This window comes from Pelatocladus sp. (assembly GCF_059505505.1).
Genome location: NZ_JCACKS010000228.1, coordinates 18,510 through 41,030, shown reverse-complemented (window position 1 = coordinate 41,030; position 22,521 = coordinate 18,510). Strand labels below are relative to the sequence as shown.

Genomic DNA, 22,521 nt, shown 5'->3' with positions numbered 1-22,521 from the left:
ACAAGGTAATGTCTCTGTTTTCCTTTCCTCAAATACTACTAGCTAGGCAGTTACTTTTAAAGTCCAATTCGCAATCGGGAGAACAGATGCTTGACCAGTGTTGCGAACTAACAACTTTATTTGGTTTTTAGCTGGATCAAAGCTGCTACTATCCACAGTGAGTTGAGGAGATACCTTTCCTTTCCGTACATAAAAAGTAGACCCGACTTTTGCTCTGATCTTAACAGAATTACCGTTTTGATCAGTTGTTTTAATCTCCTTTAAATTTTCGGTAAAAACGACAACTCGATATTCTCCATCAGGAAGATTCGGAGGAAGTTGAGCTATTAAACGTATGCGTCTGGTAGTAGCTGGTGGTACAACTAATTCACCCGGTGAAAATTGCAAATAAGGACTAAGGTCAGTGGGGCTAGAGGATAAAGTTTGAAAACCTTGATCGCGGTTATAATTAAAAGGCTGAACATAAACACGAGCGCGAAAAGGTTCATCCGTAATATTTGTGACGTTAATGACTCCTTCGGCTTGATTACGATTTGCTTCCGCCTCTATTACCATTGGAGAAATTCTCACTTGTGCCTGAGCAGCACTGCTAGATAAGACTGCTGATAAAGTACAGATACTCAACAAAATAGCAGTACGAATCATTGATTTTTTTATATGAAAATTATTGTGAAAAACAGAGGTTTTTGCTAGTATAGATTTACGAATCATTTTTCCAAATTTGTGAACTTTAAAAGCTAGGAAATGAGTTGATATTCATTTCCGGCTTTTTTTATTTTGAAGGCTTAATAGATCCCCAACTTCTTAAAGAAGTCGGGGATCTAAACAAGAAGTCGGGTATCTGAACACCTGTAACTTGTCTAAATTAATTAGGACAGAGCAGACTTTGGCTATCAGCCAAGTTACAAGGTATGTGTTGTGAGATTTAGTCAGAAAACCCAAAAACTAGCGAAATTTTACGGTGTAACTGTCATATCAACAGTGAAAGCGTAGGTTCCTGCTGGTAAAGCAGCAGTATCAACTACATCCATGTTGACTGTTAAGGGGACAGCAAGGCCGGGAAGTACGATTCCTGGAGTAGAAGCACCTGCTGCATAAGCAACGTTAACCGCTCCTCCAATAGCAGTTGCAGTATAAGTTGGAGAAGTGAGACTTGGACCAGCAGTTTTGGTCACGCCAGTAATTGTAAGATTTCCAGTAGCACCAGTACATTGCACACTTGCGGAACCAGGTGAACCACCCAACAAGCTGCTTAAAGAATATGGAGTTGGGTTAGCCAATGTACCAGAACCAGGACTACCAGAGAAAGAACATGCTGCGGTTACTGCTCCACCAAATGGTACATTTACTGTACCGCCAGCAAACGCTTTAGGAGCGATCGCAATACAACTTCCTAACACAAAAGCTGAAGCAATTACAATTTGACGAATCATTCCAAATTCCTAAAAAATAGTAAGTGAACTTTGGTTTGAGTCATCAACAGAAATTTATTTTGGTAGCGTGATAGTTAAGGTACAAAACAGGTAGATTCCCCGATAAATATTTCATTCCTGTTGAGACCCGTGTTTTTTCAACACCATGTTTTTTATTGTGCTATTTAGAACTTCGTATAGCTTCAGGATTTATACTGAAAAAAGTAAAAGGTGATATAGGATTCCTATTTGATTTTTGTTGGCGTATGCGCTTCAAAAATCAGTAAACTTTCTGTTCCTTGTTACCTGTCTTAACGAGTAAGTTCACTAAATCAAATCGGGTTGCTATTAAAAACTAAAATAATGGAAATATACTTAATTCGTCATGGCATTGCTGAAGCAGCAACCGACGATATCAAAGACGAGGAAAGACAACTCACAAAAGAGGGGCGACAAAAAACAGAAAAAGTTGCTCGACGCTTCAAAAATTTGGGTTTGCACTTTGATTTAATACTGACTAGTCCCTTCGTGAGAGCAAAACAAACAGCAGATATACTTATGGCAGCTCGACTGAGTTCGCAGATCGAAGAATGTACTCATCTAGTCCCTGATGGTCATATCTACAGTTGGATTGTAAACTGGTTAGAACCAAAGAATTTTGCACCAAATACCCAATTGGCTTTGGTTGGACACGAACCGTGTTTGAGCCATTGGGCAGAAATTATCGTTTGGGGGGAAGTCAAAGAACGTTTGGCGCTGAAAAAAGCGGGTATGATCGGGATAAAGGTACCAGAAACAGGCTCTGTTTTGGGTCGTGGTCAGATGTTTTGGTTGACGCCACCCAAATACTTGCTCTAACAGTTTTTCCACAATTTCGTTAAAGAATTTGTGCGACCAGGAATACTGTTATGGCAATAATTATTTCTGGTAAGTTAGCCTGGTCAAATCTTTAAAAATCAGATGGTGTTGCCATGATGGTGTGCGAATACAGGCCTGGTTTGGAAGGCATTCCTGCTGCCCAATCAAGTATTAGCTTTGTTGATGGGCAAAAGGGATTACTAGAATATCGTGGCATCCGGATTGAGGAACTAGCAGAAAAAAGTAAATTTCTGGAAACTGCTTATCTTTTGATCTGGGGTGAATTACCCACAGTAGAAGAATTAGCAGCATTTGAGGATGAAGTTCACCATCATCGGCGGATTAAATACCGCATTCGCGACATGATGAAATCCTTTCCAGAAAGCGGCCACCCCATGGATGCTCTACAAGCCTCTGCTGCTGCTTTAGGCTTGTTTTATTCACGTCGTGATTTGGATAATCCGGTTTATATCCGGGATGCAGTAGTTCGGTTGCTAGCAACTATTCCCACAATGGTAGCAGCGTTCCAGTTGATGCGAAAAGGAAACGACCCAGTACGTCCGAAAGATAATTTGGACTACGCTGCGAACTTTTTGTATATGCTCAATGAAAAAGAACCAGATCCACTAGCAGCAAGAATTTTTGATGTCTGCTTGATATTACATGCAGAGCATACAATGAATGCTTCTACATTTAGTGCTAGGGTGACGGCTTCTACCTTGACAGATCCCTATGCAGTCGTCGCCAGTGCCGTTGGAACCTTGGGAGGCCCGTTGCATGGCGGTGCTAACGAAGAAGTAATTCAAATGCTAGAAGAAATTGGCTCTGTAGACAATGTACGTCCTTATATAGATGATCGGCTACAACGTAAAGCCAAAATCATGGGTTTTGGACATCGTGTCTATAAAGTCAAAGATCCACGCGCTACAATTTTGCAAAACTTAGCAGAAAAGCTGTTTGCGAAATTTGGCAACGATAAATTCTATGACATTGCTCAAGAGATGGAGCGAGTGGTAGAGGAAAAATTGGGTAACAAAGGAATTTATCCCAATGTTGACTTTTATTCTGGTTTAGTGTATAGAAAACTGGGTATTCCCACAGACTTGTTCACACCAATATTTGCGATCGCTCGTGTCGCTGGTTGGTTAGCACATTGGAAAGAACAACTCGCAGAAAACCGGATATTCCGACCCACTCAGGTGTATAACGGTCAGTACGACATTCCTTACACACCGATAGAGAAACGATAGGGGAAAGGGGACAAGGGATAGGGGATAGGGGACAAGGAAGCAGGGAGACAAAGAAGATAACCAATGCCCAATGCCACATGCCCAATCCCCAATCCCCGATCCCCTATCCCTCAATTCTTACCATAAGTAGAAACTCTACATCTAGCTGATCGAGGTAAAACCCATCCAACGATATACTAGGCATGGACATTGCAAAAAATCTTAAATTTTTGCCAAGTTTATGCAGTGTTTATCGATGGATAAATTTACAGTTATTAACAAGTGTAGATAGTTGTAAACGACCATGAATTAGTGACTTGAAGAGCAACAAACATGAATTCAGGAATTGATCTGCAAGGAACTTTTATTCAATCTCTCACAGAGTTGGGAGTACCCGGAGACTTAGCCAAAGCAATTTGGATGCCACTGCCAATGATTTTGATGATTATTGGTGCAACAGTGGGTGTTCTAACCTGTGTTTGGCTTGAGCGGAAGATTTCAGCAGCAGCACAGCAGCGGATTGGTCCTGAATACATTGGTCCTTTAGGTTTGCTGGCTCCTGTAGCGGATGGTCTGAAGCTCGTATTTAAAGAAGATGTAGTGCCAGGCAAATCCGACCCCCTGTTATTTACCCTGGGTCCGATTATCGTTACAATTCCGGTTTTTCTGTCCTATCTCATCGTGCCATTTGGACAGAATATACTCATTACGGATCTTAGCATCGGGGTTTTCTTGTGGATTGCCTTGTCTAGCGTTGCCCCAATTGGCTTGTTGATGGCAGGCTACGCATCCAACAATAAATACTCCCTTTTGGGTGGACTGCGTGCAGCAGCACAATCGATTAGTTACGAAATTCCTTTGGCACTGGCGGTACTAGCGATCGCCATGATGTCCAACAGCCTCAGCACAGTTGATATTGTCAACCAACAATCTGGCTACGGTATCTTGGGATGGAACATCTGGCGACAACCAGTCGGTTTCCTCATCTTTTGGATCGCAGCCTTAGCCGAATGTGAGCGATTACCTTTTGACTTACCAGAAGCAGAAGAAGAAATAGTAGCAGGTTATCAGACAGAGTACTCTGGCATGAAGTTTGCTCTGTTCTACCTAAGTTCTTACGTCAACCTCGTACTCTCAGCACTTCTGGTATCGGTTTTATACTTGGGTGGTTGGGATTTTCCCATTCCTATCAGCACATTAGCTAGTTGGTTTGGAGTTAGTGAAGCCAATCCGGTGTTGCAAGTAGTCACCGCTTCATTGGGTATCACTATGACCATTCTTAAAGCCTACTTCTTAGTATTTTTAGCCATCCTATTACGTTGGACTGTACCCCGTGTTCGCATTGACCAACTACTAGATTTGGGATGGAAGTTTTTATTACCAGTCGGTTTAGTAAATTTACTATTAACCGCAGCTCTGAAGCTAGCTTTTCCCGTCGCCTTCGGCGGGTAATGAGTAATGGGTAATGGGTAATGGGTAACAAACTATTACCCATTACCCATTACCAATCACCAATCACCTGTCATCCCAAAGAAGAGAGAAACACAATTATGCTAAAGTTCCTTAAACAAGTTGGTGATTACGCCAAGGAAGCAGTAGAAGCAGGGCGTTACATTGGTCAGGGACTTGCTGTTACCTTTGACCACATGCGCCGACGTCCAGTCACTGTACAGTATCCTTACGAAAAATTGGTTCCCAGTGAAAGGTTTCGCGGTAGGATTCACTTTGAGTTTGATAAGTGTATTTCCTGCGAGGTTTGTGTGCGGGTTTGTCCAATTAACTTACCTGTAGTGGATTGGGAATTTGACAAAACCAGCAAAAAGAAAAAGCTCAAGCACTACAGTATTGACTTTGGTGTTTGTATCTTTTGTGGTAATTGTGTGGAATATTGTCCAACAAACTGTCTATCTATGACAGAAGAGTACGAACTTTCCACTTACGACCGCCACGAATTGAACTACGATAACGTAGCGCTGGGTCGTCTCCCCTACAAAGTCACAAATGACCCAATGGTAACTCCACTACGTGAATTAGTTTACCTGCCCAAGGGAGTTATGGACCCCCACGATTTACCAGCAAATGCACCTCGTGCAGGTTCACACCCTGAAGATCTCGTAGAGAAAGGGTAATAGGTAATGGGTAATGAGTAATAGCAATTACCAATTACCAGTTACCATTTACCAACTATCATTGACCAATTATTCAGATATCAAAGGACAAAAAAAGTGAATATAGCCGAAGGAGTACAAGTTGTTTCGTTTGGCATACTGGCTGCAATGATGATTGGAGCAGCACTGGGTGTAGTGCTGTTCTCTAACGTTGTTCATTCTGCCTTTATGCTGGGCGGTGTTTTTGCCAGTATAGCTGGGTTGTACCTATTGCTAAATGCTGATTTTGTAGCAGCAGCGCAATTATTAATTTATGTTGGTGCGGTGAACGTGCTAATTTTATTTGCCATTATGTTGGTAAATAAGCGACAGAATTTTGTTCCTTTCCCCACTGCTTGGGTGCGTAAAGCCCTGACAGCTGTGGTAAGTGTAGGACTATTTGCACTGTTGAGTACGATGGTATTAGCAACACCTTGGTCGTATTCCACTGCTACTCCTGTAGGCAACACCATAGTTGCCATTGGTCAGCATTTCTTTAGTGACTTTTTACTACCGTTTGAAGTCGCTTCTATCTTGTTATTAATGGCAATGGTAGGCGCAATTATTTTGGCACGTCGCGAATATTTGCCAGAGCAAGACGTCTCATCTGATTTGCCACAAACAGTTTTGACATTGCCAGAACGCCCCAGAGAATTGATATCAGCTGGCAGCGACAAGGAACAATGAACAGTTAACAGTTACCAGAAAAACCATGATTGATAACTGATAACTGAATAACTCACAACTAAAAAACATTAGTAGAAGTTACGAAGATTTATGCAACTCCAGTACTTTTTGTTACTAGCAGCAGCATTGTTTTGCATTGGCATTTATGGTTTGATTACCAGCCGCAACGCTGTGCGAGTATTAATGTCGATTGAATTGCTGCTTAATGCTGTGAACTTAAACTTAATGGCTTTTTCTAACTTCCTAGACCCAACAGGGATTAAGGGTCAGGTTTTTACTGTGTTTGTCATCACTGTAGCGGCAGCAGAAGCGGCGGTAGGTCTGGCGATCGTACTGGCCATCTATCGCAACCGTGATACTGTCGATATGGAGCAGTTTAATCTCCTCAAATGGTAATGCTGTGGACCTTAAAAAGGTAATTATTGCTTATAAAGCAAGAGATGCCCAAAGTAAGCGCTGGGCAGAAATTTGTGCAAAGCAACTAGAAAATCACCAATGTCAGGTATTAATGGGGCCAAGCGGGGCTAAGGATAATCCTTATCCAGTATTTTTGGCTTCGGCTGGACAACCAATTGACCTGGCATTGATACTTGGTGGTGACGGTACTGTTTTAACTGGCGCCAGACATTTAGCCCCAGCTGGCGTACCCATTTTAGGAGTAAATGTGGGTGGTCACTTGGGGTTTTTAACTGAGTCAGTAGAAGAATTTCAGGATACGGAAAAAGTTTGGGAACGGCTGTTGGAAGATCGTTATGCTATCCAACGCCGAATGATGGTGCAAGCAGCAGTTTATGAAGGCCATGGTAGCAATTTAGAACCTGTAAGTGAACGCTACTTGGCTTTGAATGAAATGTGTGTCAAACCAGCTTCTGCCGATCGCATGATTACTTCTATTCTGGAAATGGAAATTGACGGCGAGGTGGTAGATCAATATGTAGGAGATGGATTAATAGTTTCCACGCCTACAGGTTCTACTGGTTATACCGTTTCTGCTGGTGGTCCAATTGTACATGATGGTATGGAAGCACTCACTGTCAGTCCCATTTGTCCGATGAGTCTTTCTAATCGCCCCTTCGTCTTACCCCCTGGTTCAGTTGTCAGTATTTGGCCATTGGGTGATTACGATTTGAGTACCAAACTATGGATGGATGGGGTGTTAGCTACTTCGATTTGGCCCGGACATCGGGTTGACGTACGAATGGCTGAGTGTCGAGCTAAGTTTATCATTTTACGGGAAAACAACTCCTATTACCAGACGCTACGAGAAAAGTTATTGTGGGCAGGGACAAGGGTTCGCTACAACACTACTAATCATACTAATTAGACTTCTTGCACAAGTTGAGTCAGACAATTTTGGATTTTAGATTACCCTGCGGGTAGACACGGAGTGGCTACTTGCAGAAGCGTCTATGGATTTTGGATCAACTCCTGGATTTATCCGCTTTCTTGTACTATCAAGGAATCATTGGTCAATTTGAGAAATTAAGGGTTAAAGGGGTGATCTTTTCCATTTCCTTTTAACCCTTTTATTAGCTATACGTTCAGCTTAATAGTAGTAATTATTATTTAGCTCTAGTAAACTCGACTCACAGCTAGTTCTTATTAGGCACAAAAATTTCAGAGTTTGTACTTAAAAATAGGCTCTTTTTTATAACTAGCAACTTGGGTTAGTAGATACAGTTTCATTTATTGATGAGTACTGTGCAGGATACCAAGATTTGTCTCGGTGAGGTAATCATACTATTAACCCACATTCCGCACTTCAAAATGTATTATCTTAATTTTCAAGAATTATTCCTAATAATGGTCAAACCGTTAAGTATTAATATTTAAATTCATTGAGAATTGGTGTTGTTCATTTAACCATTGTTAGTGAGATTTTGGAAATCTACGGACATTACACGATGAAGTGCGGAAAGTCGGTATTAAATAAATTAAATTTAAGATTGGATTTGATTAAGTAATGTGTAAAAAGGTTGCCAATTATCCTCTTGAGTAATGGGTTCCCAGATTGATTCTATGACTGGTCTTAAAATCACAATTTGAGGATTATAACAAACTAGAGTTTGAGCTACTTGCTCTATCTCTTCCGGTGTCAAATTCGTTAAAATTCTGTGATATATCCCTGACCAATGTAAAAATAATTCTGATCTACCTAAAGATTGGCCAATTTCTGAATTGCTGAGAACACTGCTTGCGTCATCCCTCCATTTGCTAGAAAAGCTAGTAGCTAGGTCTGCAAAAAAGTGATGATAACTAACTGGATAATGCTTTAAAAAATTAATAGTTGCTTTTAAAAGTTCTTCAGCTTCTGGATTAGACAAATTCTCAAAACCTAGTTTCTTTAGCAGTAAACAACGATATTCAGCTAAATAAAAATCATCAAATTGTGCTAACCCATCTTCCATATCAGTTTGAGGAATCACAGCTTTTAAAGCTTCTTGGAGTGCTTCCAGATTCCACTTACAAATTTCTGGTTGATTGATATAACAATAGCGTTTGTAATAGTCAAAATATGCCGCAGTGAAAAACGGGTCATAATTAGGAATAAAAGCATAGGGGCCATAATCAAAACTTTCCCCTGTAATCGACATATTGTCAGTATTGAGAACCGCATGACAAAAACCAACTGCCATCCATTGTGCTACTAATTCTGCTGTCCGTTGGACTAATTCTGCATAAAATAAAGCATACTTATCTTGTTGTTCATCTAAATGTTGATAGTATTCTTTAATTACGTGATCTAATAACTTTTTGCTTAAATCTGGACGACGGAAATAGTGCAATCGTTCAAAAGAACCAAAGCGAATGTGTGATTTACTCAAACGCACCATTACGGAAGAACGAGTAGGAGAAGGTTCATCACCCCGCCACAGTGATAAACCTGTTTCAATCATGCTGAGACATCGGGAAGTACGTACACCCATTCTATGTAACATTTCCGCAGCCAAAACTTCACGGACACCTCCCTTTAATGTCAACATACCGTCACCACCACGAGCATAGGGCGTTCTACCAGAACCTTTTGTACCGAAGTCGTAAAGTTCACCATCAGTACCACGCACTTGTCCGTAGAGAAAACCTCTACCATCACCTAGTTGAGGGTTATATTCACCAAATTGATAACCGTGGTATCGCAGTGCTAATAAAGGTTTGCGTTCTTCAAATTTGCCAAAAGCGGTGATAAAATTTTCATCTGTCACTGTTTGGGGATTGAGTCCCAAATTTGGTAACAATGCATCATTACGCCAGCGCAAAATGTGTTGAGAAAATTCCGCAGCTGCGACTTCATCATAATAGTCATTGCCTAAAGATTCTAAGGCGGGTTCGTAATTAAGACCAAAAAAAGGATTTTTAGAATTAGTGTCGTCAGAAGTTTCAGCCAGAGTCATTATGAGTACAACTTAGTTCACCTTCTCTTAATCATAGTCGGAGATGGGAGGGAGGGGACACGGGCGACAAAACAATTAAAAATTAAAAATTAAAAATTAAAAATTGGGAAGAAAGGGAAACACACACGGTGGACAAAGAAGAATAACAAATGACGAATAACCAACAACTATAATTTATCTTGGTTGCCAATTGGGATTAGTTAAGCTTGTTAAAATATGATCTTCCCATTGTCCATTAATTAATAGGTAATTGCGGGCGTATCCTTCTACGACAAAGCCTAATCTTTTCAATAAATTACCACTACGCCGATTATGAGGTATGTAGTTTGCCATCACGCGATGCATATTTAGTTCTTTAAATATGTATGCGATCGCAGCTTGCAAAGCTTCTGTCATATAACCTTTACCTTGTTCAGCTTCTGCAAGACCGTAGCCAACGTTGCAGTATTGTGCTACTCCTCGGACAAAGTTACTAAAATTTATAGTCCCAATTATTTTTTTCGGATTTTCTTTGACAAACATAAATAATCTTAAAGAAAAATCATTGGCAAGCTCATGTAAATTCATTTCTAGCTGCAATTGCCAATATTCTTCTGTGAAAAAACTATTACCCCAAATAGGATAAAAGGGAGTAAAGTAAGTTTTATTTTCAGTAAAATACTCGATAATTTCAGGTATATCCTCTTGGGTAGCCATTCGTAATAGCAGACGTTCAGTGACAATTCTTGGTGGTTTAAATTTCATGAGCTTAATTTCTTAATTAATTGTTAATGTGATTAACTGGAATAACATTTTTTAGTATCTAAGACTTCTTTCATCCCAACCGCATTTGGTGTAAAATTTTTGCTAAATAATGTCAATTTGTTGTAACAAGCATTTGTCAAAATAGCATTCTTTAAATTAGCTCCTCGTAAATCCGCGCCACGCAAATCTACATTAGTTAAATTTGTGCTTTGAAAATTGGCAGATCTTAAATCTAAACCTTGCAGTTTAGCTCCTGCAATCGACGCTCCAAAAAGTAATGGTAATTGTTTTTTGGATGAGTTTTTTAGTAAATTGATATCAGATAAAAACATCACCACATAACGCCGACTTTCTGGATCTAATTCCTGTAATGTAGCCTGAGTCATAGCTCGAATCATTGCTGATTTTTCTGGCTTGGCTTGGGATTTCTCTGTTAAAACTATGTTCCCTATTGTTTTGATGTAATCAGATAAAATAACGTGACGTTGATAATCAAATGTCGATTCAGTATTGATATAAAATTCTTTAAACTGGAATGTTTGTTGATTTAAAGTATTGCTGAGATTGCCAATAATCAACAACAGTCCTAATACTAATAGAATTAGCGTAGTTACGATCGCCCCGAATGCCTCTTTGGGTATATTGATAGTACTAACGCTAAATTTTAATGTTTCGACGGTTCTATCAATATAAGTACTTAAGGTAGAAGATGTGGCGGCAGAAACTTCATTTACTTTAACAATTTTATTAGCTTCTTTACTCATGGACTTAGGTAGTGAAAACGAGAAAGTGTGATGCAGTTTACAAAACTGTAGTTAGAAATTGCTCTTCTTGCTAATTTAGCAGTGAATATGAAAAAAGCAACTTCAGATTTTAGAATTTTGAGAATTTTAAATTGCCCACATAGCAATCCTATTTGATTCGGTGAATCACTCGTAAGAGAGGAAACAAGGAACACAGAACAGGGAAAAAGAGAGAATAAATAAACGTGTACTGAGTTTTTTTTAGCGCAAAGTGCAGGCTACGCCAACAAAAAGCAATAGGATTACTATATTTTGAAATAGTAATTTACTAAAAAAAATATGGAATTTTACTAATTTTATTATTTCTTTATAAATAAAATTCTAATGCCATTGTGAATGAGATTGCTTATGACTCAAGAGGCAGACTAAATTTATTGTTAAAATTCTCATGTGACTTAACCAAATTCTTGATAACCTGATTTCTGAGCCAAAATCACAGGTGCGATAGAAAATTAATCAACAAGGTAGGCAAAGCCGTGGGAATACGCTACGATTGGCAAAAAGCAGAAATCAGGGCAATTTACGATACACCATTTTTAGATCTGATATACCAAGCAGCGACTGTGCATCGTCAATATCACAATCCCAAACAAATCCAAGTTTGTAAGCTAATTTCTATTAAAACAGGAGCTTGTCCTGAAGACTGTAGCTATTGCGCCCAATCTTCTCGCTACAAAACAGAAGTTAAACCACAAGCACTCTTAGACAAACAAACAGTAGTTAACATTGCCCAAGAAGCAAAAAATAGTGGTGTTAGTCGCGTTTGTATGGGTGCAGCTTGGCGAGAAGTGCGGGATAATTCGCAATTTGATCAAGTTTTAGATATGGTCAAAGAAGTTACAGCATTAGGATTAGAAGTATGCTGCACTCTGGGAATGCTGACACAAAAGCAAGCCAAGCAATTAGAAGCAGCAGGACTTTACGCCTATAACCATAACCTAGATACATCGCCGGAGTATTATAGCACTATTATTACTACCAGAACTTATAGCGATCGCCTAGACACAATCAACAATGTCCGTCAGACCAACGTCACCGTCTGCTCTGGTGGTATTCTTGGTTTGGGTGAAAATGTCGAAGACCGCGTTTCAATGCTGCACACTCTGGCTAATTTGCATCCTCATCCGGAGTCTGTACCAATTAATATTCTTTCTAAAGTTCAAGGTACACCCTTAGAAAATCAACCAGAAGTTCCCATCTGGGATGTCGTGCGGATGATCGCCACTGCACGTCTGATTATGCCAGCTTCTGATGTGCGCTTGAGCGCAGGTAGAGCAAAACTTTCTCAGGTTGAACAGGCTTTATGCTTCTTAGTAGGGGCCAATTCTATCTTTTCCAGTGATAACGGTCATATGTTGACCGTCACCACCCCTTGTCCTGGCTATGATGCAGACCAAGAAATGCTAAATTTGCTTGGTTTGCAAATGCGTCCATCGTTTGTTGATAAAAACAAGGGAACAACAGAAGTTGTGGTTGGATAGTACAGAATACAATACTGCTCGGATAAGACAAATCGATTGACATTTAAACCCTGTAGAGACTAGCACCTGCAACGTCTCTACATGTCTAAAATTATGACGAAAAATTCTTAAGCGAGCAGTACCGGTCGTCTTCTACTCTGCTTTATTAAATAATCTTGGCGGCGCGCAGACCAAACAGTAAACCGACTGCAATGCCAAAAAAGATTGCCAAGAAGATGATATAAGATACTACGGCTAACATTTGCGTTTCTCCACAATTGTTTACTCTTAAATCTATTGAATCATTTGTTAGCTTCCTTGAGTCTCAGATTGTGACATTACTCCAGCTCATGCGTTCTTGAGCATAGCGATCGCCAGCCGTGCTAAGTAGTCAGGCAAAAATATTTATGCTCTGGTGAGTCAATTTGATTTAGCTCTAACGCTTGCGATTGCGTCGTTACGCTCCGCTTCATTCGCAATGACGAATATATATTTAATTTTTGCTTAACTACTTAAAACTTAGAGTGCGCTTTAAGTCAATAGCATAATTTAAGAATCAGGTTGGCATGGTGTAGCCGTATGATGTTCGTGCTACTTAACAAAGACATTTACCGAAATGTCGAACTCATGTAGTGTAGATATAAATAACTTTAACCGTGTGATTGCGTAGGTGCATTTTTTAACATCAATGCCATAAGCGAGAACCAGAGCTTCATAGGTATATGTTGCAAGAAAAAACTTGGGTCTTGGAGACCAGAACTCCTCCTACCCTTGGAGGGAATGTCAGACCAATAGAACTACGGAGTTTTGGAGGCTTTCCCGATGAATTGGGAAGCCCCCTCCGTCTATACGGCGTGGTAGCTCACGAAGTTTACAATCACGTTAAATATATTTTGTCTAAATACTCAATTTAAGTTATCTATCACTACCACTGGAGGTTATGTTGAGACAGTTTTCACGATTAAAATATTTGTTGATCTTTGGACTATCCATCTACTTGATGCTATTCACTAGAATGAAATTGGCACAAGCGTTTTATCCACCTAATATCCTGCAAGCACAAGTGCAAATTGCGGGTACAGACATTAACGGTACACTCTTTTTGACACAGCGAGAAAATGAGGCGGTACGGATTCGGGGTAAGATTCAAGGCAACCCGACCAAACTGACTCCTGGTCTACATGGACTCCACATTCATGCTGTGGGCGTGTGTGAACCTGATGCTAATCCTCCTTATAGTACCACTGGTGGACATTTTGACCCTGGCCCTTTTAGTTCAGAAACTCCTGTAGAGGCTAATCATCCCTATCATCTAGGTGATTTGCCGAATTTGGAAGTAGATCAACAGGGACGGGCAAAATACGATGCGATCACCAGTCGAATTACCCTCAGTGAAGGCCCTGTCAATGTGTTTGACGGTAATGGTAGCGCCATCATCATTCACCTGTTACCAGATCAGCAAAAAGCTAATGGCACGGGGGCGGATGCAGGTGGAGGACGAATAGCCTGTGGAGTTATATCATGATCGCCATCAAACAGTGAGGCTAGGACTGCATTGCGGTAAAATAGCCGACACGGACTTGCAAAGAGGTTAGTGATGGCTTCCGTAATTAAAGTAAATCTACCGTCGCAGTCTTATGATATTGCGATCGCACCAGGTAGCCTAGATCAATTAGGCGAATATATGGCTAATTTACAGTTAGGTAAGAAAGTTTTGCTAGTTTCTAACCCGACTGTTTTTCCATTTTATGGGGAAAGAGCGATCGCATCACTTAAAGCTGCCAATTTTGAAGTTGCAAGCCATATTTTACCTGATGGCGAAAATTATAAAACCTTGGCATCGGTAGAAGATTTATACAATGTAGCACTGGAAAATCGCTTAGAACGTTCTGCCACAATGGTAGCTTTAGGAGGCGGCGTCATTGGTGATATGACGGGTTTTGCGGCAGCGACTTGGTTACGAGGAATTAATTTTATACAAGTGCCTACAACCCTTTTAGCGATGGTAGATGCAGCCATCGGTGGCAAAACAGGCGTCAACCATCCCCAAGGTAAAAACTTGATTGGCGCATTCCATCAACCGCGATTAGTATTACTTGACCCCAATGTGTTGAAAACGCTACCCGCACGGGAATTCGGTGCAGGTATGGCAGAGGTAATCAAGTATGGTGTTATTTGGGATGCTCAGTTATTTGCTGAATTGGAAGCAAGTCTGCGCTTGGATGAGATGAGATATATTCAACCAGAATTAATAGAGACCATATTAACTCGCTCCTGTCAAGCTAAAGCTGATGTCGTTAGCAAAGATGAGAAAGAAGCTGGACTACGGGCGATACTCAACTACGGACACACCATCGGTCATGCAGTGGAAAGCTTGACAGGTTACACACAAATACTGCATGGAGAAGGAGTTGCGATCGGTATGGTAGCAGCAGGACAGATCGCTGTAGAACTGGGAATGTGGAGTCAGGCTGAAGCAAAACGCCAAGATGTTTTAATAGAAAAAGCAGGTTTACCAACTAAATTACCATCTGGGTTGGATATTGTAGCGATTATTGAAGCATTGCAGATTGATAAAAAAGTGAAAGAGGGTAAAGTTCGGTTTGTATTACCAACCCAAATTGGTGCGGTGACGGTGACAGATCAAGTACCAGCAGGTATTATCCGACAGGTGTTGCAGAATATGTAAATAAATCACCACTCTTTGCCCATGAATAACTCAACAATCCCAAAATTAAAAGCGGGGATCGCTATCTATAAATTTTTCCGGATGCATTCGTTAGTCAGACGGATAAAGAAATGGTAGATGCACCCGAGTTTGTAGCCTTCAGCCTCTGGCTGGGGGCTTTATTATAACACGTTTAAATATATTAAAACTTCTGTCTTTGTAGGGATTGAAAATATTTGCTATTCGTTCATTTTTACCGGATGCTGTTGTTAGCACTATGGATATAGAAGTGGTAGATGCACCTTAATTACTGCCCTCAGTCCTGCACTGAGGGTTTTTTGTAAAAGTTTCTAGTTCTAATTTTAAATAAAAAATCAATTGCTAATTTATTAGCGTAGGAGTTCTGGCAGTAAAGTTGGAGCTATAAAAAACAAATAACCAATCAGGGCAAATAATAAAGTAGTTAAAATAGTAAATATGTAGCCAATACACATCAGTAAACCATCAGATTCTATTGTTGCCACGGCTAATAATAAAATACCTATAGTTGGGATAGGGTTAGTAAGAGGAATTGGTGATATTAATAACATTGCTAACCAAGAAATACAAAACCCATTAAACCGCCAAGCGTAAGGATTATCAGCAATTTTAGACAATCGAGGGCGAGCAATTTTTTCTATAATTCTGGTAATGCGTCGCAAATTTTGCAATAGGATATTGGCAAAAGAACGAGGAAATTTATATGTAGCTATTTTTCGAGGTAGCCAAGGCGATCGCCTACCTAAAACCATTTGTATTGACAATATCAAGCAAGCGCCACCAAATGGACCCGTTAATCCTGGTGGCATTGGAAACAAAAAGGGTAAAACTAACAATGCAATCACCAAATTAAAACCTCGTTCCGAAGTTTCTGCCAGGATATCTCCAAGTGATAACGGCTTTTCAGATAACCGTTGTAACAGTAACTTGATATCTTGAGAAAATTTTAGATGCATCTGTTCTGAGGCGGTGTGAGTCTTCACAATACCGAGTCTTACTAAGTAAAATAAATTTAATAACAGATCAATACAAATATTTTTACATTAATTCCGAAAATGGCAGATTGGCATCTGTCAATAGTTAGTTTTTGGTTATTAAGTTTTACTCCACCCTAATCCTCGCCGATGTATTGAGGAGGGGTCCGAGGTGGGATAGATACTGTGCTAAATAATCTCAAACTCTATATGCTGACTCTGCAAAAAATCATGAGTGAAATGATCCACTACATTCGTATCACTCAATTCTAAGTTATAAAAATCTACGCTATCATGCTCAAAATATGGCCCTGCGTGCCAAGTTCCTACATCTAATTTGATAAAACAATTTCCGGGAATACGGAAAGCAGACATATTTTCTAAATCTGGTTCTTTGACTTCATTATTAGGAGGACAAACTGCAATTAACCAGTCCTTACCTTCTAATGAACCTAGACATTGAGTGCATTGGACGTGGCGAGTGATTTTGTAAAATTTCCGTCCGCGACGTTCCAAATGCATAATATAAAAACGGGGTGTACCTTTATCTAGTCGTAATTGAGCATCTTCTGTATCAAAGGTTTTACCATCTTTACTAGGAAAAATCACCTGTCCATAACGGGCAAAGTTTTCTGGTGTCAGCAATTGAGCTTCTACTTGTTTTACTGTCTTTGCTGTATGCATATTTATGATTATATATATTAATAATTATACTATGATTTGAATTTTCCAATTAAAGCTCGAAATGTTTTCATAGTCACATTTCTACCAAGGTTTTTACTTCTATTTAAATACTCAGGAATTATTTCAGTAATTGGTAATTTGGGATAAGAGAGCCGCTCAGTCTTGATGGCGATCGCCATCTATAAACTCTGCTCTTTTGTTGATGTTAAAACAAGTTACTTTTCCTGATCTTGATGCATATATATTACCGAATGTCAAGATTTTATACTTGAAAATTCCATGTAAAATAAATTACATTAGACTGTTAAAACTTTCTTTAGATTATGATTTCCAAGAGAGTTATAAAAATAACTAATAGATTTAATGACAAAGCTTTGTGTTCATAAGATTTACGTCTGCTGAGTTTGCTTGCTTCTAGTTGCTCTGCGTTTAAAATCAAACCTACGATAGATGTTTTAGTATTAATACTCAAATAAAAATTTTTTGGTAGCATTTTTGTGGTTCTATACCTTGAGATTGACGCTTCTAATACCACATTTGCTTGTAGAATCAAGTTATTAAGTTTTATTGCTAGTGTTCAGCAACTTAAACTACTGAACACTTAGTTATTTATTTTCCGAAGCTTCAGCAGAAGCTCTAAACTGGAAAACTGTAAAGAGAGGATTTCACAAAATGGCATTTACACAGCCCCCCCTTCCTTTTGCATTTGATGCTTTAGAACCATACGGTATGAAAGCTGAAACTTTCGAGTACCACTATGGCAAGCATCACAAGGCTTATGTAGATAATTTGAACAAACTTACAGAGGGAACAGAGCTTGCTGATAAGCCATTGGAAGAAGTGATCCAACTTGCTTTTAAAGATTCCTCCAAGACAGGTGTTTTTAACAATGCTGCTCAAGTTTGGAATCATACTTTCTTCTGGAACTGTCTGAAGCCAGCAGGTGGCGGCACACCTAAAGGTGATTTGGCTACCAAAATTGAAAAAGATTTTGGCAGTTTTGATAAATTCAAAGATGAATTTTCTAATGCTGCATCGACTCAGTTTGGTAGCGGTTGGGCTTGGTTAATTGATGATGGTGGCACCTTAAAGGTAATGAAGACACCCAATGCTGAGAACCCCGTTGCTCATGGTAAAAAGGCACTCTTAACCTTAGATGTTTGGGAACACGCCTACTACATTGATTTCCGCAATGCTCGTCCAGCATTCATCAAGAATTTCATGGATCAGTTGGTGAACTGGGATTTTGTCGCGCAAAGATATGCTGCGGCTTAAATCAGTAATCAGTGATCAGTAATCAGTGATCACTGGTCACTTGTCGAAATTTCAATTGATTCACTAAAACTTAAGACAGTCACGATGCCAGTCGTGACTGTTTTTGATTCATGATTATATTAGAGCAACTTATAGATTCAACAATTGAGAAATAAAAAACATGGATAGCAAAGACTTAGCCCAATACATGGAAGCAACTGACAGCATCGCCAAACCTTGGCTGATGGTACAACTGCGACTGAAAAAACTCCAAGAACTGCGTGAAGCACTTTCAGAAACTGAATACGCTGATACTTTGGCTGATATTCACCAAGATTTAATGAATTTGGGTGAATGGTGGCGTGGTCAAGAAGATGAGGTATTTGAATAAGTAAAAAGTAAAAAGTAAAAAGTAAAAAGAAAGATTCCCACTGATAAATCTGTGGGCTTGAAAAAAGGACACCTTTTACCTTGCACTACGTGTCTCGGTAAAATTATGAGTGTTTAAGTGGGCTTGATACCCACAACTGAAGTTTTTTATGAGTGCCTTTTAACTTTTTACTTTTTACTTTTAACTTGGAGCGAAGCGACTGTCATTAGTCAATTGACAGATAATACCTTGATGGTACAAGTTGCCACATTTCATAGGGAAGCAATCCAAAATCGGATCACAAAGGCCAAATAACAAATGACTAATGACTAATGACAAATGACAACACAAAGCGTCTATGGTGATAATCTAGATGGTTGGGGCGTTGGTCACGGTGTTGTAAGTAATGGATTATAAGGACGCAGGAGTTGATGTTGAGGCTGGTCGCGCTTTTGTAACTCAGATTCGTAATTTGGTTCATAGCACTTTTAGACCGGAAGTGTTAGGCGGATTGGGAGGCTTTAGTGGCTACTTTCAGTTACCAACTGGTTTGCACGAACCAGTGCTAGTTTCTGGTACTGATGGTGTAGGTACAAAGCTCAAGATTGCTCACACTCTCAACATTCATGACACCGTTGGGGTTGATTTGGTGGCGATGTGCGTTAATGATGTGTTGACATCTGGTGCTGAACCACTATTTTTTTTGGATTATTTGGCAACTGGTAAGTTAGAGAAAGAGCAATTAACTCAAGTTGTGGCGGGTATTGCTTCTGGTTGCAAACAAGCTGGTTGTGCTTTATTGGGGGGAGAAACAGCAGAAATGCCTGGTTTCTACCAAACTGGTGAGTATGATTTGGCTGGCTTTTGTGTGGGAGTTGTAGAAAAAAGTCAGCTACTCGATGGTTCGCAAGTACAAGTGGGAGATGTGGCGATCGCTCTGAGTAGCGCAGGTGTTCACAGTAATGGCTATAGTTTAGTTAGAAAAATCATCTGTGATCACGGACTTGCTTGGGAACAACGCCCAGCGTTACTTGGTGGTAAAACTTTAGGAGAAACTTTCCTCACACCTACCCGCATCTATGTCAAACCCATTCTCGCTGCACGCCAAGCGGGTTTAGAGATTCATGGTATGGCTCATATTACTGGTGGTGGCTTACCAGAAAATTTACCCAGATGTTTGGGACAAGGACAAGCAATTAAAATTGACACTGACAGTTGGTCTATTCCACCTATATTTCAATGGTTAGCTGAGACTGGTTCAGTGAGTCCCCAGGCGATGTATAACACTTTCAACATGGGGATCGGTTTTGTCTTACTTGTACCTCCACAACAAGTACAGCCAGCAGTTGATCATTTTGAGTCCCAAAATATTGCAACTTATGTCATTGGTGAAGTGATTACTGGCTCCGGCGAATTATTAGGTTTACCAGAATCAATGATAAATTGAATACATATGATTAGATTGATTTTTTCCTAATCTAGTAATTTTTGTGCTTGATTCATAAGTATTGTAGTCGTTATTTCTATATTTATTAGATGTGGAAATAACGGAGAGTTTTGGCAAATTTAATTACTTTTGTTGAGGTTGGCAATCGAAAATACTCATGACCAATTACGTTTAAATTTGCTAACGTAGTCTTAACATATTGAAAAATATTACCAACCAAGCTTAAAAAAAAAGCCACCAACACTATGTAAAAGTGCTGGTAAATTCCGAGCCATGAATAGGTTGTGTTGGAGTGTTAACTATCACTCATTCACAAAACAAAAAAGAGGGGGTTATGACTGTCAATTGTATTCGGACTGCTTTTGCCTCTAGAGAATTATTAGAAGAAGTATTTCAAAACATCGATGCTCAAAGTTGTCCGAAGTGCTTCAATTTTCACATGCACACCATTTACTCTGATGGTAAATTACATCCGAGTGAGTTAATGGAACAAGCGATCGCCATCGGTTTAGAAGGACTTGCAATCACCGATCATCATAGTATATCTGGCTACCAAGCAGCACAACAATGGCTGGAAGATTGGCAATGGAGTCACCCAGGTGTACGTGTTCCTCACCTCTGGAGTGGTGTAGAAATTAATGCTGGTTTGCTAGGTATAGAAGTTCACATTTTGGCTTACGCCTTTGATACTACACACCCAGATATTAAGCCATACATTCAAAGGAGAATTACCACAGGAGAAGAACATGAAGCAGTTAACGTTATTGCTGCAATTCAAAAAGCTGGTGGGTTAGCGGTACTTGCTCACCCAGCACGCTACAAAAGAAAATCGCATTCAGAATTAATTCCTGCTGCTGCTGAACTTGGTATTAATGGTGTGGAAACTTTCTACGCCTACAACAACCCAAAACCTTGGAAACCCAGTGCGACAGAATCACAACAAGTCCAGCAGTTAGCTGCTGAATACGGACTTTATAACACCTGTGGGACTGATACTCATGGTTTGAGTTTATTGCAGCGATTGTAAACACAGGAAAATTATGAATTATGAATACTAAATATTTCAGAATTCATTATTTTTCAACTTGTTTAACTTCCTATTTTTGACTCGGTCTGCAACTGATCACAACACACGCTAGTTATCAAAAATGCGATCGCACTAACTTAAAGCCCCATCGCAGTTGTAATTACTGTTGTTTGTCCTGCTGATAAATTTGATCCTCAACTAGTTTACATTCTTGTTTATCCACAGTTGGTATGTGAAAATGAGAAGTAATGGCGCGATCGCTTCGGGTAGTCCCAGAGTCTATTCAACAGGGAGCATCCCAATTTTTAAATATACCACTAAAGGTTTAAACCCGAACTTCGTAGCATAAGTCGTCTTCATACTACATCAAATAAATCAAACAGAACAGTCTGCTTCAGCAGACTTTAACTGTGAGACTGCGATTTAAATCGCAGGCGGTTTTGAACATTTGGGATGCTCCCATTCAACAAGTTAAATCAGCCCTTCAACGAAATGGATATCCAAGTCAACAAACTTTAGCAACGGATACAGGAGTATCTTTATCGACTGTAAAAATTTACTTTGCCACAGAACGTGTTCTTCGTCGTTGTGATTTGCGCGTTCCACCAGCCATTTCATACTCATCACTATTTTTACCATAGCGAGACGCAACACCCAGCAGCATATGCTCAGAATAATCATTTAACACACATTCTGCTTCTCTTAATGCATTTTGCGTCCTATCCATGATTGCTCGTGCTTGATTATAGGCGGCTAGCTTTTCTCGTAAATCATTAATCATGCTGTTATAGGTAGTGATTGACAAACCATTACCAAAATTTAAGTTAGAATCAATCATTTGTAACCCTTCAATTCTTCTTTCAGCTTTGGTTAGTGCAATCGAGTTTCGTTTCCGTTGGGTCATAAAGCTTTCCTTTTGATTAATTGAAATAGAGAACCTTGATAGTGTTTCAAACTGAGTTCGCTATATATCATTAAAATACGTAATAAACAGATGCATTAACCTGAGTGAAGCCACAGAACTTTTAGAGAATTGGAATTAGTGCAAATAATAAATGCAAGTAGATTTGCTGAAATTTGCTAGTTTACGAGTTGAAAACTTGATTTACGAGTTTGAAACTTGATTTATGAGTTTGAAACTTGATTTACGAGTTGAAAACTTGATTTACGAGTTGAAAACTTGATTTACGAGTTTGAAATTAGTGTTCTGTCCCATTAATTTTACGTGAGTTCAATAAATATTATCAGACTAAGCAATTAACTCGCCCGCACTTTACTTGCGGGCTAATAATCAAAGTCTACTTAGAGGATGTTTGAAAAGTCATG

The 22,521-nt window shown here is 39.6% G+C and carries 23 protein-coding genes; 14 read left to right on the top strand and 9 right to left on the bottom strand.

The annotated features are described in order from the left end of the window. Positions 1-42: 42 nt before the first annotated feature. Both AC5JMK_RS21795 and AC5JMK_RS21790 read right to left on the bottom strand, forming a co-directional pair. On the bottom strand, positions 43-711 hold the full coding sequence (locus AC5JMK_RS21795; RefSeq protein WP_495911008.1) for a fimbrial biogenesis chaperone: 669 nt from the start codon (positions 709-711) through the stop codon (positions 43-45). A gap of 245 nt (positions 712-956) precedes the next feature. Next, positions 957-1,433 (bottom strand): hypothetical protein, encoded by a 477-nt coding sequence (locus AC5JMK_RS21790; protein ID WP_096676360.1) that lies wholly within the window; start codon positions 1,431-1,433, stop codon positions 957-959. A 342-nt stretch (positions 1,434-1,775) separates the two neighbouring features. Here AC5JMK_RS21790 and sixA point away from each other — a divergent pair, with 342 nt between their 5' ends. The 7 genes from sixA (at position 1,776) to AC5JMK_RS21755 (ending at position 7,657) form a co-directional block, all read left to right on the top strand. Further along, the gene (gene sixA / locus AC5JMK_RS21785) at positions 1,776-2,270 is read left to right on the top strand and encodes a phosphohistidine phosphatase SixA (RefSeq protein WP_096676361.1); all 495 of its coding nucleotides are present in this window, start codon (positions 1,776-1,778) and stop codon (positions 2,268-2,270) included. 113 nt (positions 2,271-2,383) lie between these two features. After that, positions 2,384-3,520, top strand: coding sequence for a citrate synthase (locus tag AC5JMK_RS21780; protein WP_096676362.1), 1,137 nt, complete (start codon positions 2,384-2,386; stop codon positions 3,518-3,520). Positions 3,521-3,832: 312 nt separating this feature from the next. Further along, entirely contained in the window at positions 3,833-4,951 is a 1,119-nt protein-coding gene (gene nuoH / locus AC5JMK_RS21775; protein ID WP_096676363.1) for an NADH-quinone oxidoreductase subunit NuoH, read from the top strand. A gap of 98 nt (positions 4,952-5,049) precedes the next feature. Further along, complete coding sequence (gene ndhI / locus AC5JMK_RS21770; RefSeq protein ID WP_096679016.1) at positions 5,050-5,628, top strand: NAD(P)H-quinone oxidoreductase subunit I; 579 nt, start codon at positions 5,050-5,052, stop codon at positions 5,626-5,628. A 96-nt stretch (positions 5,629-5,724) separates the two neighbouring features. Then, positions 5,725-6,333: an NADH-quinone oxidoreductase subunit J gene (locus AC5JMK_RS21765; protein ID WP_096676364.1), complete on the top strand. Its 609-nt coding sequence runs from the start codon at positions 5,725-5,727 to the stop codon at positions 6,331-6,333. A gap of 90 nt (positions 6,334-6,423) precedes the next feature. Then, positions 6,424-6,729 carry an NADH-quinone oxidoreductase subunit NuoK gene (gene nuoK, locus AC5JMK_RS21760; RefSeq protein ID WP_016860688.1) on the top strand — a complete coding sequence of 102 codons (306 nt, stop codon included), beginning with the start codon at positions 6,424-6,426 and terminating at the stop codon, positions 6,727-6,729. 4 nt (positions 6,730-6,733) lie between these two features. Beyond that, positions 6,734-7,657 carry an NAD(+) kinase gene (locus AC5JMK_RS21755; RefSeq protein WP_096676365.1) on the top strand — a complete coding sequence of 308 codons (924 nt, stop codon included), beginning with the start codon at positions 6,734-6,736 and terminating at the stop codon, positions 7,655-7,657. Positions 7,658-8,273: 616 nt separating this feature from the next. Here AC5JMK_RS21755 and AC5JMK_RS21750 read toward each other — a convergent pair. The 3 genes from AC5JMK_RS21750 to AC5JMK_RS21740 form a co-directional block, all read right to left on the bottom strand. Continuing rightward, on the bottom strand, positions 8,274-9,725 hold the full coding sequence (locus AC5JMK_RS21750) for a protein adenylyltransferase SelO (RefSeq protein ID WP_096676367.1): 1,452 nt from the start codon (positions 9,723-9,725) through the stop codon (positions 8,274-8,276). A gap of 174 nt (positions 9,726-9,899) precedes the next feature. Further along, entirely contained in the window at positions 9,900-10,469 is a 570-nt protein-coding gene (gene rimJ / locus AC5JMK_RS21745) for a ribosomal protein S5-alanine N-acetyltransferase (protein WP_096676368.1), read from the bottom strand. 32 nt (positions 10,470-10,501) lie between these two features. Further along, complete coding sequence (locus AC5JMK_RS21740; protein ID WP_495911007.1) at positions 10,502-11,233, bottom strand: pentapeptide repeat-containing protein; 732 nt, start codon at positions 11,231-11,233, stop codon at positions 10,502-10,504. 515 nt (positions 11,234-11,748) lie between these two features. Here AC5JMK_RS21740 and bioB point away from each other — a divergent pair. Then, the gene (bioB, locus tag AC5JMK_RS21735) at positions 11,749-12,753 is read left to right on the top strand and encodes a biotin synthase BioB (RefSeq protein WP_096676370.1); all 1,005 of its coding nucleotides are present in this window, start codon (positions 11,749-11,751) and stop codon (positions 12,751-12,753) included. Positions 12,754-12,898: 145 nt separating this feature from the next. Here the strand turns inward: bioB and petL are convergent, their stop codons facing one another. Continuing rightward, positions 12,899-12,994, bottom strand: coding sequence for a cytochrome b6-f complex subunit PetL (petL, locus tag AC5JMK_RS21730; protein WP_096676371.1), 96 nt, complete (start codon positions 12,992-12,994; stop codon positions 12,899-12,901). Between the two features lie 753 nt (positions 12,995-13,747). On the opposite strand from petL, the gene AC5JMK_RS21725 reads away from it, so the two are divergent. Together AC5JMK_RS21725 and aroB are read left to right on the top strand one after the other, a co-directional pair. Then, complete coding sequence (locus tag AC5JMK_RS21725) at positions 13,748-14,257, top strand: superoxide dismutase family protein (protein WP_096676372.1); 510 nt, start codon at positions 13,748-13,750, stop codon at positions 14,255-14,257. Between the two features lie 72 nt (positions 14,258-14,329). After that, the gene (gene aroB, locus AC5JMK_RS21720; protein WP_495911006.1) at positions 14,330-15,421 is read left to right on the top strand and encodes a 3-dehydroquinate synthase; all 1,092 of its coding nucleotides are present in this window, start codon (positions 14,330-14,332) and stop codon (positions 15,419-15,421) included. 368 nt (positions 15,422-15,789) lie between these two features. Here the strand turns inward: aroB and AC5JMK_RS21715 are convergent, their stop codons facing one another. Both AC5JMK_RS21715 and AC5JMK_RS21710 read right to left on the bottom strand, forming a co-directional pair. Further along, positions 15,790-16,395 carry an exopolysaccharide biosynthesis protein gene (locus AC5JMK_RS21715; RefSeq protein WP_096676374.1) on the bottom strand — a complete coding sequence of 202 codons (606 nt, stop codon included), beginning with the start codon at positions 16,393-16,395 and terminating at the stop codon, positions 15,790-15,792. 207 nt (positions 16,396-16,602) lie between these two features. Beyond that, on the bottom strand, positions 16,603-17,097 hold the full coding sequence (locus tag AC5JMK_RS21710) for an ureidoglycolate lyase (RefSeq protein ID WP_096676375.1): 495 nt from the start codon (positions 17,095-17,097) through the stop codon (positions 16,603-16,605). A 672-nt stretch (positions 17,098-17,769) separates the two neighbouring features. Between AC5JMK_RS21710 and sodB the strand changes: the two genes are divergently transcribed. The 4 genes from sodB (at position 17,770) to AC5JMK_RS21690 (ending at position 21,195) form a co-directional block, all read left to right on the top strand. Further along, positions 17,770-18,372, top strand: a complete 603-nt coding sequence (sodB, locus tag AC5JMK_RS21705) for a superoxide dismutase [Fe] (RefSeq protein ID WP_096676376.1) — start codon at positions 17,770-17,772, stop codon at positions 18,370-18,372. A gap of 160 nt (positions 18,373-18,532) precedes the next feature. Next, complete coding sequence (locus tag AC5JMK_RS21700) at positions 18,533-18,742, top strand: hypothetical protein (protein ID WP_096676377.1); 210 nt, start codon at positions 18,533-18,535, stop codon at positions 18,740-18,742. A 385-nt stretch (positions 18,743-19,127) separates the two neighbouring features. Further along, a complete protein-coding gene (purM, locus tag AC5JMK_RS21695; RefSeq protein ID WP_096676378.1) occupies positions 19,128-20,168 on the top strand; it encodes a phosphoribosylformylglycinamidine cyclo-ligase in 1,041 nt (346 codons plus the stop codon). Between the two features lie 334 nt (positions 20,169-20,502). Continuing rightward, on the top strand, positions 20,503-21,195 hold the full coding sequence (locus tag AC5JMK_RS21690; protein WP_096676379.1) for a PHP domain-containing protein: 693 nt from the start codon (positions 20,503-20,505) through the stop codon (positions 21,193-21,195). Between the two features lie 556 nt (positions 21,196-21,751). Here the strand turns inward: AC5JMK_RS21690 and AC5JMK_RS21685 are convergent. Continuing rightward, complete coding sequence (locus AC5JMK_RS21685; protein WP_495911005.1) at positions 21,752-22,099, bottom strand: hypothetical protein; 348 nt, start codon at positions 22,097-22,099, stop codon at positions 21,752-21,754. Positions 22,100-22,521: the final 422 nt, after the last annotated feature.

What these genes read in the sequence shown, in the direction of transcription:
- AC5JMK_RS21795 (WP_495911008.1), bottom strand. Translation starts at nt 711, where the DNA reads ATGATTCGTAAATCTATACTAGCAAAAACCTCTGTTTTTCACAATAAT.
- AC5JMK_RS21790 (WP_096676360.1), bottom strand. Translation starts at nt 1,433, where the DNA reads ATGATTCGTCAAATTGTAATTGCTTCAGCTTTTGTGTTAGGAAGTTGT.
- sixA (WP_096676361.1), top strand. Translation starts at nt 1,776, where the DNA reads ATGGAAATATACTTAATTCGTCATGGCATTGCTGAAGCAGCAACCGAC.
- AC5JMK_RS21780 (WP_096676362.1), top strand. Translation starts at nt 2,384, where the DNA reads ATGATGGTGTGCGAATACAGGCCTGGTTTGGAAGGCATTCCTGCTGCC.
- nuoH (WP_096676363.1), top strand. Translation starts at nt 3,833, where the DNA reads ATGAATTCAGGAATTGATCTGCAAGGAACTTTTATTCAATCTCTCACA.
- ndhI (WP_096679016.1), top strand. Translation starts at nt 5,050, where the DNA reads ATGCTAAAGTTCCTTAAACAAGTTGGTGATTACGCCAAGGAAGCAGTA.
- nuoK (WP_016860688.1), top strand. Translation starts at nt 6,424, where the DNA reads ATGCAACTCCAGTACTTTTTGTTACTAGCAGCAGCATTGTTTTGCATT.
- AC5JMK_RS21750 (WP_096676367.1), bottom strand. Translation starts at nt 9,725, where the DNA reads ATGACTCTGGCTGAAACTTCTGACGACACTAATTCTAAAAATCCTTTT.
- rimJ (WP_096676368.1), bottom strand. Translation starts at nt 10,469, where the DNA reads ATGAAATTTAAACCACCAAGAATTGTCACTGAACGTCTGCTATTACGA.
- AC5JMK_RS21740 (WP_495911007.1), bottom strand. Translation starts at nt 11,233, where the DNA reads ATGAGTAAAGAAGCTAATAAAATTGTTAAAGTAAATGAAGTTTCTGCC.
- petL (WP_096676371.1), bottom strand. Translation starts at nt 12,994, where the DNA reads ATGTTAGCCGTAGTATCTTATATCATCTTCTTGGCAATCTTTTTTGGC.
- AC5JMK_RS21725 (WP_096676372.1), top strand. Translation starts at nt 13,748, where the DNA reads ATGAAATTGGCACAAGCGTTTTATCCACCTAATATCCTGCAAGCACAA.
- aroB (WP_495911006.1), top strand. Translation starts at nt 14,330, where the DNA reads ATGGCTTCCGTAATTAAAGTAAATCTACCGTCGCAGTCTTATGATATT.
- AC5JMK_RS21715 (WP_096676374.1), bottom strand. Translation starts at nt 16,395, where the DNA reads ATGCATCTAAAATTTTCTCAAGATATCAAGTTACTGTTACAACGGTTA.
- AC5JMK_RS21710 (WP_096676375.1), bottom strand. Translation starts at nt 17,097, where the DNA reads ATGCATACAGCAAAGACAGTAAAACAAGTAGAAGCTCAATTGCTGACA.
- sodB (WP_096676376.1), top strand. Translation starts at nt 17,770, where the DNA reads ATGGCATTTACACAGCCCCCCCTTCCTTTTGCATTTGATGCTTTAGAA.
- AC5JMK_RS21700 (WP_096676377.1), top strand. Translation starts at nt 18,533, where the DNA reads ATGGATAGCAAAGACTTAGCCCAATACATGGAAGCAACTGACAGCATC.
- purM (WP_096676378.1), top strand. Translation starts at nt 19,128, where the DNA reads ATGGATTATAAGGACGCAGGAGTTGATGTTGAGGCTGGTCGCGCTTTT.
- AC5JMK_RS21690 (WP_096676379.1), top strand. Translation starts at nt 20,503, where the DNA reads ATGACTGTCAATTGTATTCGGACTGCTTTTGCCTCTAGAGAATTATTA.
- AC5JMK_RS21685 (WP_495911005.1), bottom strand. Translation starts at nt 22,099, where the DNA reads ATGACCCAACGGAAACGAAACTCGATTGCACTAACCAAAGCTGAAAGA.